The organism is Pseudomonas glycinis, assembly GCF_054871425.1.
In genome coordinates this window covers 637,531-651,543 of the sequence record NZ_JBTYHF010000003.1, presented here as the reverse complement: position 1 = coordinate 651,543, position 14,013 = coordinate 637,531, and the positions used below count along the sequence as shown (strand labels likewise).

Here is a 14,013-nt window from a genome sequence, read left to right as displayed (position 1 = left end):
ATGTCGCGGTGTAGGTGATCTGGCCGCCTTCCGCCACCGAGCCGGTCGCCGACAGGGACAGGTTGGTGGTGTCGACGGTGTCGGTCACGGTGGTGCTGACCGGGGTCTTGTCGGCGACGAGATTTTCGAAATTGCCGCCGGTTACGCCAGTGATCGAGTTGGTGATCGGCGCGTTGCCGGCCAACGCATCGTTCGCAGCAACAGCAGTTGCAGTGCCAGTAGTCTGGCCGACGCCGATGGTGATGGTCTGACCGTTGGCCAGAGTCACAACCACAGGCGAGCCGGTGACTGGCGCGCCGACGGTGGCGGTGTAAGTCACGGTGCCGCCTTCAGCCACCGTCGTATCGGCGGTCAGTTTGACCGTCGAAGTGTCGATGGTATCGGTGACATTCGTCACCGCTGGAACCGTGCTTGGCACCAGGTTCTCGAAGTTGCCGCCGGTCGCACCCTCGATGGTCACTTCGACTTTGCCGGCATCTTTATAGACGTCATCTTTCGGTGCGTCGACGGTCACGGTGCCGGTGGTTTTGCCCGCGTCGATAGTGATCGTGGCTCCGTTCGACAGGGTCACGGTCACCGGTGTGCCGGCCGGGTTGGTCAGCGTTGCGGTGTAAGTGATCTGGCCGCCTTCGGCTACCGAATCGCTGGCGCTCAGGTTCAGGTTGGTGGTGTCGGTGGTGTCGGAAACCACGGTGTCTGCGGACTTGCCGTCGACCACCAGTTTTTCGTAATTGCCACCCGTGGCGCCATCAATGGTCACGCTCAACGAGCTGCCGCCCGCCAGCGGGCTGTTCGGCGCGACGTAGTTGACGCTGCCGGTGGTTTCGCCAACGGCGATGGTGATGGTCTGGCCGTTGGACAGGCTGACGGTGACCGGCGAACCGGTCACTGGCGCGCCCACCGTGGCGGTGTAGACCACGGTTTCGCCTTCAGCGACGTTCGCAGTGGCGCTCAGCGACACGGTGGTGGTGTCGATGGTGTCGTTGACCGTGGTTACCGCCGGCGCTGTGCTGGTGACGAGGTTTTCGAAGTTGCCGCCGGTTGCGCTCTGGATGGTCGCTTCAACGCTGCCGGCGTCTTTGTAGACGTCGTCTTTCGGAGCATCGACAGTCACGGTGCCGGTGGTCTTGCCGGCCTCGATGAGGATGGTCGCACCGTTCGACAGGGTCACGGTGACCGGTGTGCCGGCGGCGTTGCTCAAAGTCGCGGTGTAGGTGATCTGGCCGCCTTCGTTCACCGCGCCGGTCGCGCTGAGCGACAGGTTGGTGGTGTCGGCGGTGTCGGTCACGATGGTGCTGACCGGGGTCTGGTCGGCGACAAGATTTTCGAAATTACCGCCGCTGACGTTGGTGATCGAGTTGGTCAGCGGCGCGTGGCCGGCGAGGACGTCGTTCGGCGCGGTGGTGCTCACGCTGCCGCTGGTCTTGCCGACTTCGATAGTGATGTTCTGACCATTGGCCAGGGTGACGACCACAGGCGAACCGGTGACCGGCGCGCCGACGGTGGCGGTGTAGGTGACGGTGCCACCTTCGGCCGCGGTTTCGGTGGCGGTCAGTTTGACCGTCGAGGTGTCGACGGTGTCGGTGACATCAGTGACCGCTGGCGTGGTGCTTGGCACCAGGTTTTCAAAGTTGCCGCCAGTGGCGTCCTTGATCGTGACTTCAACTTTGCCGGCGTCTTTGTAGACGTCATCGGCAGGTGCCGGAACGGTGACGGTGCCGCTGGTTTTGCCGGCCTCGATGGTGATCACCGCGCCGTTGCTCAGATTCACGGTCACCGGGGTACCGGCCGGGTTGCTCAGGGTTGCGGTGTAGACAATCGAACCGCCCTCGGCCACAGAGCCGGTCGCGGACAGCGACAGGTTGGTGGTATCGGCGACGTCAGTCACCGAGGTCACCGCCGGGGTTTGGTCGGCGACGAGATTTTCGTAATTGCCACCACTGGCGCCGTCGATTTTCACGCTCAGGGTGTTGCCGCCGGCCTGTGCATCGTTCGGCGCGGTGAAGTTGACGCTGGCGCTGCTGGCGCCGACCGGAATGGTGATGGTCTGGCCGTTGGACAGAGTCACCAGCACTGGCGAACCGGTGACCGGGGCGGTCACGGACGCGGTGTAGACAACCACGCCGCCTTCTATCGCGCTGGCGCTGGCGGTCAGCGAAACCGTGCTGTTGTCGATGGTGTCGGTGACATCAGTTACCGCAGGAGTCTTGTCGATCACCAGATTTTCAAAGTTGCCGCCGCTGGTCTTGGTGATGCTCGCATCGACCTTGCCGGCGTCCTTGTACACATCATCGCCAGGCGCAGCGACGGTCGCAGTGCCAGTGCTCGCACCCTTGGCAATGTTGATCACCGCGCCGTTGCTCAGGGTCACGCTCATGGCGGTGCCGGCCGGATTGCTCAGGGTCGCGGTGTAGACGATCGAGCCGCCCTCGGCAACGCTGCCGGTGGCGCTCAGGCTGATGTTGGTGGTGTCGACGGCGTCGGTGACTTTAGTCACCACAGCCGAACGATCGGCCTCGACGCGCTCGAAATTGCCGCCGCTGTGGCTGGCGATCGCCGTCCGCACGTTGCTGCCATCGATGTACGGCGTATTGGCGGGCGCCGGGAAATTCACCGAGCCGCTGGTCGCGCCAGCGGCAATGTTGATCACCGCGCCGTTGGCCAGGGTCACGGTCATCGCAGTGCCGGCCGGGTTGCTCAGGGTCGCGGTGTAGGTGATCTGGCCACCTTCGCTGACGGTATCGCTGGCGGTCAGGGTCAGTGCGGTTGTGTCGACGGTGTCGTTGACCGTGGTGCTGACCGGAGTCTTGCTGACGTCGAGTTTCTCGAAGTTGCCGCCGCTGGCGTCGGTCATGGTTACGGTGAGCTTGCTGACGTCCTTGTAGACGTCATCGCTCGGTGCGGCAATCGTCACCGAACCGCTGGTCTTGCCGGCTTCGATGGTGATGGTCTGGCCGTTGCTCAGGTTGACCGTTACCGGCGTTTGCGCGGCGTTGGTCAGCGTTGCGGTGTAAGTTATCGAAGAGCCTTCGAGCACGTAGCTTTCTGCGCTGAGGGTCAGGTGCGTGGTGTTGACCGTGTCGGCAACGTTGGTCACCGCAGGCGTAGTGCTCGGCACCAGATTTTCGAAGTTGCCGCCGGTGGCGTCCTTGATGGTGACTTCGACTTTGCCGGCGTCTTTGTAGACGTCATCGGCAGGTGCCGGAACGGTCACGGTGCCGGTGGTCTTGCCCGCTTCAATGGTGATGACCGAACCGTTGCTCAGGTTGACGGTGACCGGCGTACCGGCCGGGTTGCTCAGCGTCGCGGTGTAGGTGATCTGCCCGCCTTCATTGACGTTGCCGGTGGCAGTCAGCGCGATGCTGGTGGTGTCGACGGTGTCGGTCACGGTGGTGCTGACCGGGGTCTTGTCGGCGACCAGATTTTCGAAGTTGCCGCCGCTGACGTTGGTGATCGAGTTGGTCAGTGGTGCGTGACCGATCTGCACGTCATTCGATACCGGGGCGGTGACGCTGCCGGTGGTCTGGCCGACGGCGATGGTGATGCTCTGGCCGTTGGCCAGGGTCACGACAACAGGCGTGCCGGTGACGGGCGCGCCGACAGTGGCGGTGTAGGTGACGGTTCCGCCTTCGGCTACCGAAGTGTCGGCGGTCAATTTGACCGTCGAGGTATCGATGGTGTCGGTGACTTGAGTGACCGCTGGCGTGGTGCTCGGAACGAGGTTCTCGAAGTTGCCGCCGGTGGCGCTGGTGATTGTGGCCTGCACGGAGCCTGAGTCTTTGTAGACGTCGTCGGACGGAGCCGGGAAAGTCACATTACCGCTGGTTTCGCCTGCATTGATGGTGATGACGGCGCCGTTCGACAAGGTCACGGTCACTGGCGAGCCAGCAGCATTGGTCAAGGTCGCGGTGTAAGTGATCTGGCCGCCTTCAGCCACGGAAGCGGTCGCGCTCAGCGACAGATTGGTGGTGTCGGCTACGTCGGTGACGGTGGTCGAAACTGGAGTATTTTCCGCCACCAGGTTTTCGTAGTTGCCACCGCTTACGCCAGTGATCGAGTTGGTCAGCGGAGCGTTGCCGGTCAAGGCATCGTTCGGTGCGGTGTAAGTGACGGAGCCGGTGGTCTGGCCGACGGCGATGGTGATGTTCTGACCGCTGGCCAACGTCACGACCACAGGCGAGCCGGTGACTGGCGCGCCGACGCTGGCGGTGTAAGTTACGGTGCCGCCTTCGGCAACCGAGGTGTCTGCGCTCAGCTTCACCGTCGAGGTATCGACGGTGTCAGTGATTTCGGTCACTGCCGGCGTAGCGTTCGGCACCAGATTTTCGAAGTTGCCGCCGGTGGCGTCCTTGATGCTGACTTCGACTTGGCCGGCGTCCTTGTAGACGTCATCGGCAGGCGCTGGAACGGTAACGGTGCCGGTGGTTTTGCCTGCATCAATGGTGATCACCGAGCCGTTGCTCAGGGTCACGGTTACCGGGGTGCCGGCCGGATTCGTCAGCGTGGCGGTGTAGGTGATCTGGCCACCCTCGGCCACAGAACCGGTGGCGCTGAGGCTCAGGCCAGTGTCATCGACCGAGTCGGTAATCGTGGTAACGGCTGGCGTGGTGCTTGGCACCAGGTTTTCGAAGTTGCCACCGGTAGCGCCAGTGATGGTGGTGCTGACGGTGCTGCCATTGTTGTAGACGTCATTGGCGGCAGTCGGCACGTTCACGGTGCCGACGGTTTCGCCGGCTGCAATGGTGATGGTTGAGCCGTTCGACAGAGTGACGGTAACTGGCGTCTGCGCTGGATTAGTCAGCGTTGCGGTGTAAGTGATCTGACCGCCTTCAACGATGTTGTTGGTCGCGGTCAGCGTCAGGCCGGTGTTGTCGACCGAGTCGGTGATCGTAGTGACTGTTGGCGTGGTGTTCGGCACCAGGTTTTCGAAGTTGCCGCCGGTAGTCCCGGTGATCGTCGTGCTGACGGTGCTGCCATTGTTGTAAACGTCATTGGCCGCAGTGGGCACGTTCACGGTGCCAACGGTCTCGCCCGCAGCAATGGTGATGGTCGAACCGTTCGACAGGGTGACGGTAACTGGCGTCTGCGCTGGATTAGTCAGCGTTGCGGTGTAAGTGATCTGACCGCCTTCAACGATGTTGTCGGTCGCGGTCAGGGTCAGGCCAGTGTCATCGACCGAATCGGTGATGGTGGTGACCGCAGGCGTGTTGCTTGGCACCAGGTTTTCGAAATTGCCACCGGTTGCGCCAGTGATCGTGGTGCTGACGGTGCTGCCATTGTTGTAAACGTCATTGGCTGGGGTCGGCACGTTGACGGTGCCGGTAGTCTGGCCAGCGCCAATGGTAATGGTCGAGCCGTTCGACAGCGTGACGGTTACCGGGGTTTGCGCCGGGTTGGTCAGGGTCGCGGTGTAGGTGATCTGACCGCCTTCAACAATGTTGTTGGTCGCAGTCAGGGTCAGGCCGGTGTTGTCGACCGAATCGGTGATCGTGGTAACGGCAGGTGTGGTGTTTGGCACCAGGTTTTCGAAGTTGCCGCCGGTAGCGCCAGTGATGGTCGTGCTGACGGTGCTGCCATTGTTGTAAACGTCATTGGCCGCAGTCGGCACGTTGACGGTGCCAACGGTTTCGCCGGCTGCAATGGTGATGGTCGAACCGTTGGACAGCGTGACGGTTACCGGGGTTTGTGCCGGGTTGGTCAACGTCGCGGTGTAAGTGATCTGGCCGCCTTCGACGATGTTATTCGTCGCAGTCAGGGTCAGGCCGGTGTTGTCGACCGAATCCGTGATCGTGGTGACCGCAGGCGTGTTGCTTGGCACCAGGTTTTCAAAATTGCCACCGGTTGCGCCAGTGATCGTGGTGCTGACGGTGCTGCCATTGTTGTAGACGTCATTGGCCGCAGTCGGCACGTTGACGGTGCCAACGGTTTCGCCAGCCGCAATGGTGATGGTCGAGCCGTTGGACAGCGTGACGGTTACCGGGGTTTGCGCCGGGTTGGTCAAGGTCGCGGTGTAGGTGATCTGACCGCCTTCAACAATGTTGTTGGTCGCGGTCAGGGTCAGGCCGGTGTCATCAACCGAGTCGGCAATCGTGGTGACTGCTGGGGTCGGGTTCGGCACCAGGTTTTCGAAGTTGCCGCCGGTAGCGCCAGTGATCGTGGTGCTGACGGTGCCGCCATTGTTGTAGACGTCGTTGGCCGCAGTCGGCACGTTGACGGTGCCAACGGTTTCACCAGCCGCAATAGTGATGGTCGAGCCGTTCGACAGAGTGACGGTCACCGGGGTTTGCGCCGGGTTGTTCAAGGTCGCGGTGTAGGTGATCTGTCCGCCTTCAACGACGTTGTTGGTCGCGGTCAGGGTCAGGCCGGTGTTATCAACCGAATCAGTGATGGTGGTAACGGCTGGCGTCGGATTCGGCACCAGATTTTCGAAATTGCCACCGGTAGCGCCGGTGATCGTGGTCGTAACGGTGCTGCCATTGTTGTAAACGTCATTGGCTGGGGTCGGCACGTTGACGGTGCCGGTAGTCTGGCCAGCGCCAATGGTAATGGTCGAGCCGTTCGACAGCGTGACGGTTACCGGAGTTTGCGCCGGGTTGGTCAAAGTCGCCGTATAGGTAATCTGACCGCCTTCGGGCACGCTCGAACCAGCCGTCAGCGTGACGGTAGTGGTATCGACGGTGTCGGTGACCTGCGTGGTCGCCGGGATAGTTGGCGGGGTCACGGTGATGCCGTTGCCGCCGCTGGTGCCGGTGACGGTCACGTCGATCTGGCTCGGGTCGTTGTAGACCGTGTCGTTCGGGCCCAGCGGCACGTTGACAGTGCCGGTGGTGGCGCCGGCCGGGATAACGATCACTGCGCCATTGGACAGGGTGATGGTCAGGTCGGTCAGCGGCGCCTGGGTCAGGGTCGCGGTGTACACCAGCACGCCGCCGGCTTCGGTGATGGTCGGCGTGGCGCTGAGACTCAGGGTCGAGTCACGCAGCGCGTTGGTGGTAGTGTCGGTGGTCAGGCCGCCGGTGGTGTCCTGCGCGACTTGCCCGGCAGAATTGATGCCCGCCGTCGGGAAGCCAATGGTCGGATCGACGCGGCCAGCGGTGGCGTCGAGCATGACGAAGCTGTGACCGCCACCGGCAGCACCACCGGTACCTGCGGCGGTCGGGCCGGCCGCGGTGGATTCGAGTGCGGTGGTCGGGTCGACACCGGCGGCGATGGCTTGCTGCAGTTCTTCTACAGAAGGCGCGGCCTGCGCGGTGGCTTCGGCCAGGTCAGTGCTGGAGTCAGGCGAGCTGGCGCTCCACTGGGTGTCACGGCCCAGATCGAGCATGCGGCCATCGGCCAGTTCCAGCGACACCGCGCCGGACAGACCGGTATCGATCTGGTCGCCGACATACAGGCGATCGCCTTCAACGAGTACGCGACGCACGCCCTCTGGGGACACCACGAAAACCTGACCGACAATGCTTTTGACGACGGCAACAACACTGCTCATTGAAGACTCTCCGGGGTGTCACATTCAGTTGACTTCCATGGACCTGACGGGCGTCGGCGCCACTTCAGTCTGGACGTACTTTCTATAAATGGATAACTTATTGACGCTGTATTTCCGTCAATAATATGGCTATAAATTATCGCGATTAACTTTATGCCAAACTATTGACCTTCTGGGAGCCATCCTAAACAATCGCCCCACTAATGTCACATTGATATTTCCGCGGCGACCTGTCCTTCAGCCTGTCATCCAGTTCCTGTTTTGAACTTTCCGACATACGGTCTTTCGGGTTGCCATCATCCGACGCAGCACCACGTTTCTGCTGTGATTCAAGACAAGAAGTTCCGGGAAAATTCCAACCATGCGTTCGCTTTTGCTCCTTGCCGCTCCCTTCGCTCTCGCCGCCTCATTCGTACAAGCACAATCCTTACCAGAAGCCATGCAACAGGCGCTGGATGTCCATCCGGAGATTCAGGCGGGGGTCAATAGTCGATTGGCGGCGGATTATCAGTTAAAGGCTGCGAAAGGGGGATACCTGCCCAAGGTCGATCTGCTCGGCGGTTATGGCCGTGAAGGCACCGACAGTGTGACCACTCGAGCGAACGGTGGAAGCAATCACTGGGAGACGCTGAACCGCAGCGAGTCAAGTTTACGTCTCTCGCAAATGGTTTTTGACGGTTTCGCGACGTCCAACGAAGTTGCGCGTCAACAAGCCAACGTCAGCTCCCGTGCTTACTCGTTGCTGGGCACTTCCGAACGCACTGCGCTGACCGTCGCCCAGGTTTATCTGGACGTGCTGACCCGTCGCGAATTCGTGCGTCTGGCCGAGGAAAACCTCAAGAGCCACCAGCGCATCTACGATCAGATCCAGCTGCGCACCCAGCGCGGCGTCGGCAGCGGTGCCGACCTTGACCAGGCCGAAGCTCGTATGGCCCAGGCCCGCAACAATCTGATCACCGAACAGACCAACCTCGCCGACGCGGAAACCAACTTCCTCAGCGCCGTCGGCCAGATGCCCGACCAGCTCGAGCGCCCGGCGCCGTTCATGGCGATGATGCCCGCCAACCTCAATGAAGCCCGCGCGCAGATGCTGGAAAACAGCCCGATCCTGCGTTCCGCCGAGTCGGATATTGCCGCTGCCGAGAAGCAGTTCGCCACCGCCAAATCGACCTTTTACCCGCGCTTCGACGCCGAACTGGGCCGTACCGCCGATAACGATATCGACGGCCAGAACGGCCACAACAACGAATGGCAGGCCATGCTGCGCATGCGCTTCAACCTGTATTCCGGTGGCAGCAACAAGGCCGATCTGGAATCCAAGTCGTACCTGGCCAACCAGGCGCTGGACATCCGCAACAACGCCCTGCGTCAGTTGAACGAAGAGCTCGGCCTGGCCTGGAACGCCCTGAACAACGCCAACGCTCAGGTGCCGATCGCTCAGCAGTACGTCGATCGCAGCACTTCGGTGCGTACTGCCTACCAGCGTCAATTCAGCCTCGGCGAACGCACCCTGCTGGACTTGCTCGACAGCGAAAACGAGCTGTTCACCGCCTCGCGGCGTCTGGCGGAAATCAAGAACATTCAGTTATTTACTCAGTATCGAATCAAGGCGACCATGGGCCAATTGCTCAAAAGCCAGGGAGTGGTCGCGCCGTTGGCATCCGTTGTGCAGAACGACGTGAAGCCCAAGGTCCAGCTGCCTGGGATGAACTGAGTTATCCCTTTCAACTGTTAAAGAGTGTCGAGCGTGGAATCAGAAGTCAGTCGAGTTCAACTCAGCCATGATCCACGCGCGTTGCATGACGATCCGTTGCTGGATGGTCTGCTCGCCCTGTGCATGCTGCACCAGAAGCCTGCCAGCGCGGCGATGCTGACCACTGGCCTGCCGCTGCCCAAACAACGTTTGAGTGTCGAGTTGCTGCCGCGCGCAGCGGCCCGCGCCGGGCTGCAGGGGCGGGTGTTGCAGCGCAAGCTCGAAGAAATTCCGGCGATCGCCATGCCCGCGCTGTTGCTGCTCAAGGATGGCCGCAGCGCCGTCCTGCTCGGCTGGCAGGGCGACAACGAAGCACGAGTGCTGCTCAGCGAAAGCGACGGCGGCGAATCGGTGGTCAGCCGCGAACTGCTGAGCGACGATTACACCGGCAAAGTGTTCTTCGCCCAGCCGCAGCACAAATTCGACGTCAACCACGGCACGCTGATCCCGCGCGCGCGCTCGTGGTTTCGCGACACCCTCAAGCGTTCGCGCTGGCTGTACGCCGATGCGATCGCCGCCAGTTTCCTGATCAACATCATCGCCATGGCCGCGCCGCTGTTCGTGATGAATGTCTACGACCGCGTGGTGCCGAACCAGGCCGAAGCAACCCTTTGGGTGCTGGCGCTGGGCATCACCGGCGCTTACATCTTCGACTTGATCCTCAAGAGCCTGCGCAGCCTGTGTCTGGATCTGGCCGGGAAGAAAACCGACCTGATCATCTCCGCCACGCTGTTCGAGCGCATTGTCGGCATGGCGATGAAATACCGCCCGGCGCGGGTCGGCAGCTTTGCGCAGAACATCCATGAGTTTCAGAGTCTGCGAGACTTTCTCGCCTCGCTGACCCTGACCAGTCTGATCGACCTGCCGTTCACCATCCTGATTTTCATCGTCATCGCCATTCTGGGCGGGCATCTGGTGTGGATTCCGGTGCTGGCGTTCCCGATTGCCCTGTTGATCGGCTACGCCTTGCAGAAGCCGCTGATCGCGACCATGGAGCGCACCATGGCGCTGGGCGCCGAGCGCCAGTCGAGCCTGATCGAAACCCTCGCCGGCCTGGATGCGGTCAAGGTCAACAACGCTGAAAGCGAGCGCCAGTATCAGTGGGAGCAGACCATCGGCACCCTCAGCCGTCTCGAGCTGCGAGTGAAAATGCTCTCCGGTCTGGCAATGAACATCACCTTGCTGATCCAGCAACTGGCCGGGGTGATCATGATCGTCTTCGGCGTGTACCAGATCATCGCCGGCAACCTGAGCATGGGCGGGCTGATTGCCTGCTACATGCTCAGTGGCCGCGCGCTGAGCCCGCTGGCGTCGCTGTCCGGCCTGCTCACGCGCTATCAACAGGCGCGGGTGACCATGACCTCGGTCGACCAGATGATGGAGCTGCCGCAGGAGCGCAACTTCGAGGAGCGCCCGCTGAGCCGCAAGGTGCTGCAGGGTGCGATCGAATGCCGTCAGCTCAGCTTCACCTACCCGGACCAGCAGAACCCGGCGCTGAAGAACATCAACCTGGTGATCCGTCCCGGCGAGAAGATCGGCATCATCGGCCGCAGCGGTTCGGGCAAGAGTTCGCTGGCGAAACTGCTGGTGGGCCTGTACCAACCGGACGACGGTGCCTTGCTGGTCGACGGCGTGGACATCCGCCAGATCGACGTCAGCGAACTGCGCTACAACATCGGTTACGTGCCGCAGGACATTCAGCTGCTGTCCGGCACCCTGCGTGACAACCTGGTGTCCGGCGCGCGTTACGTCGAAGACGAGCTGGTGCTGCAAGCCGCCGAACTGGCCGGCGTCCACGAATTCGCCCGTCTGCACCCGCAAGGCTACGAGCTGCAAGTCGGCGAGCGTGGGCAAAACCTCTCCGGCGGTCAGCGGCAGAACGTCGCCCTGGCCCGGGCGCTGTTGCTCAATCCACCGATTCTGCTGATGGATGAGCCAACCAGTGCGATGGACAACACCGGCGAAGAACGCCTCAAGCAACGCCTCGCAGCAGTGATTGAAAACAAGACCGTGGTGCTGGTCACGCACCGGGCATCGCTGTTGTCGCTGGTCGATCGCCTGCTGGTGATCGATCGCGGGCAGATTCTCGCCGACGGCCCGAAAGCCGCCGTGATGGAAGCGTTGAAGAAGGGGCAGATCAGTGTTGCTTAAGTCCGGTGTCAAGGAGTCGATCCGTCGCTACTTCAAGGGCTCTGCCTCGCTGCAGGGCCAGCCGCTGCCAGAGGTCAACAAGGCGCTGATAGAAGACGCCCCGCGCGTCGTGCGCCTGACCATCTGGGCGATCATCGGCTTCTTCGTGTTCCTCATGCTCTGGGCCAACTTCGCCGTGATCGACGAAGTAACCAAGGGCGACGGCAAGGCGATTCCGTCTTCCAAGATCCAGAAAATCCAGAACCTGGAGGGCGGTATCGTCTCCGAGCTGTTCGTCAAGGAAGGCCAGATCGTCGAGGCCGGCGCGCCGCTGATTCGTCTCGATGACACGCGTTTTGCCTCCAACGTCGGCGAAACCGAGGCTGATCGCCTCTCGATGCTGCTCCGGGTCGAGCGCCTGAGCGCGGAAGTCGATGATCGTCCGCTGAATTTCCCCGAGGACGTGCTCAAAGCCGTGCCGGGCCAGGCAAAAAGCGAAGAGTCGCTGTACATCAGCCGCCGTCAGCAGTTGCACGATGAAATCGGCGGCTTGCAGGAGCAGTTGATCCAGCGTCAGCAAGAGCTGCGTGAGTTCAGCTCCAAGCAGGCGCAGTACCGTCAGCAACTCGGCTTGCAGCGTCAGGAAATCAACATGTCCGAGCCGCTGGTGGCGCAGGGCGCGGTCTCGCCGGTGGAAGTGTTGCGCCTCAAGCGTGCCGAAGTGGAAACCCGTGGCCAGCTCGATGCGACCACGCTGGCCATTCCCCGCGCGGAATCGGCGATCAAGGAAGTGCAGCGCAAGATCGACGAAACCCGCGGCAAATTCCGCAGCGAAGCGCTGACCCAGCTCAACGAAGCGCGCACCGATCTGAACAAGGCCCAAGCCACCGGCAAGGCGCTGGAAGACCGCGTCAGCCGTACGCTGGTTACCTCACCTGTGCGGGGTATCGTCAACAAGTTGCTGGTCAACACCATCGGCGGCGTAATCCAGCCGGGCAGCGACATGGTTGAAATCGTGCCGCTGGACGACACCCTGCTGGTCGAAGCCAAGATCCGCCCGCAGGACATCGCGTTCCTGCATCCGGGTCAGGAAGCAATCGTCAAATTCACCGCCTATGACTACACCATTTACGGCGGGCTCAAGGCGCAGTTAGAGCAGATCGGTGCGGATACCATCACCGACGAAGACAAGAAAACCACCTACTACGTGATCAAGGTGCGTACCGAGCGCAGCCACTTGGGCACGGATGAAAAGCCACTGCTGATCATTCCGGGGATGGTCGCGTCGGTGGATATCATCACTGGCAAGAAGTCGGTGTTGAGCTATTTGCTCAAGCCGATCATTCGCGCGCGGGCTGAGGCGTTGCACGAGCGTTGATCCCCAGTGGCCTTGCTGGCCTCATCGCTGGCAAGCCAGCTCCCACAGGTTTTGTATTGAGCGCATTTTCGGAGTCAGCTGAGAACCCCTGTGGGAGCGGGCTTGCCCGCGATGGCGTCCTTTAGGGCGGCATATACCTGTCGGTAAGTGACACAAATCGTCACTCCACCCCCTCACCATTCGCCATATCGTTATTCTCTAACGGTATTTAATTTCCAATTCTTATAGCTATAAAGTCACCCTCCTGCGTACCTGCCGACCAATCGGCGCGCCGCACGACCTGAACCGACACGCAATCCAGCGTGAGTGTCTGATCGACGAGCGCGTCCGTGAGCGCGCCGTGCGTGGGAGATGATTGATGTCCGCCGCTACTGCCACCGAAAGCGCCGCAACTGCCGCGCCACAAGATTTCGAAATTCGTCCCTTCAGCGGTGCCGTCGGCGCCGAGATCGTTGGCCTCGACCTGCGCCGGCCGGTCAATGATCAGGACTTCGCGCGGATTCACCGCGCGCACCTGGATCACCACGTCGTGGTCTTTCGCGATCAGCAGATCACCCCGCAACAGCAAATCGATTTCAGCCGCCGCTTCGGCGTGTTGCAGATCCACGTGCTCAAGCAATTCCTCTTGGCCAATCACCCGGAAATCCTCATCGTTTCCAACATCATCGAGAACGGCCAGAACATCGGTCTCGGTGACGCCGGCAAGTTCTGGCATTCCGATCTTTCCTATAAAGAGCTGCCAAGTCTCGGCTCGATGCTGCACGCCCAAGAGCTGCCCGCCGAGGGCGGCGACACGCTGTTTGCCGACATGCACAAAGCCTGGGACGACTTGCCCGCTGCGTTGCGCACTGCGGTCGAAGGACGTTCCGCTGCGCATTCCTATACCGCGCGCTACAGCGAAACCAAGTTCGAAGGCAACTGGCGCCCGACCCTGACCCCTGAACAGTTGGCTCAGGTCGCCGAAGTGGTGCATCCGGTGGTGCGCACCCATCCGGAAAACGGCCGCAAAGCCTTGTTCGTCAGCGAAGGCTTCACCACGCGCATCGTCGGTCTGCCGGAAGACGAAAGTCGTCAGTTGCTCGGCGAACTTTTCGCCCACAGCGTGCTGCCGCAAAACATCTACCGCCATCAGTGGGAACCGCATGACCTGGTGTTCTGGGACAACCGTTCGCTGATCCACCTCGCCGCCGGCTGCCCTGCGCATCTGCGCCGCAAGCTGTATCGCACGACCATTCAGGGCGACGCGCCTTTCTGATTTGCCGG

The 14,013-nt window shown here is 61.6% G+C and carries 5 protein-coding genes; 4 read left to right on the top strand and 1 reads right to left on the bottom strand.

Features of this window, described 5'->3' with window-relative positions; genetic code table 11:
* Positions 1 to 7,489: retention module-containing protein (locus ACYSTU_RS10480; RefSeq protein ID WP_498998114.1), on the bottom strand; the 7,489-nt coding region annotated here is incomplete at its 3' end.
* A gap of 361 nt (positions 7,490 to 7,850) precedes the next feature.
* Here ACYSTU_RS10480 and ACYSTU_RS10475 point away from each other — a divergent pair.
* The 4 genes from ACYSTU_RS10475 (at position 7,851) to ACYSTU_RS10460 (ending at position 14,005) form a co-directional block, all read left to right on the top strand.
* Entirely contained in the window at positions 7,851 to 9,203 is a 1,353-nt protein-coding gene (locus ACYSTU_RS10475) for a TolC family outer membrane protein (protein ID WP_016772278.1), read from the top strand.
* A 33-nt stretch (positions 9,204 to 9,236) separates the two neighbouring features.
* The gene (locus tag ACYSTU_RS10470; protein WP_051600365.1) at positions 9,237 to 11,393 is read left to right on the top strand and encodes a type I secretion system permease/ATPase; all 2,157 of its coding nucleotides are present in this window, start codon (positions 9,237 to 9,239) and stop codon (positions 11,391 to 11,393) included.
* Positions 11,383 to 12,750: an HlyD family type I secretion periplasmic adaptor subunit gene (locus tag ACYSTU_RS10465; protein WP_024011116.1), complete on the top strand. Its 1,368-nt coding sequence runs from the start codon at positions 11,383 to 11,385 to the stop codon at positions 12,748 to 12,750. Before ACYSTU_RS10470 ends, ACYSTU_RS10465 begins: the two co-directional genes overlap by 11 nt.
* Positions 12,751 to 13,108: 358 nt before the next feature.
* On the top strand, positions 13,109 to 14,005 hold the full coding sequence (locus ACYSTU_RS10460) for a TauD/TfdA dioxygenase family protein (protein ID WP_498998105.1): 897 nt from the start codon (positions 13,109 to 13,111) through the stop codon (positions 14,003 to 14,005).
* The last annotated feature ends 8 nt before the right edge of the window (positions 14,006 to 14,013 follow it).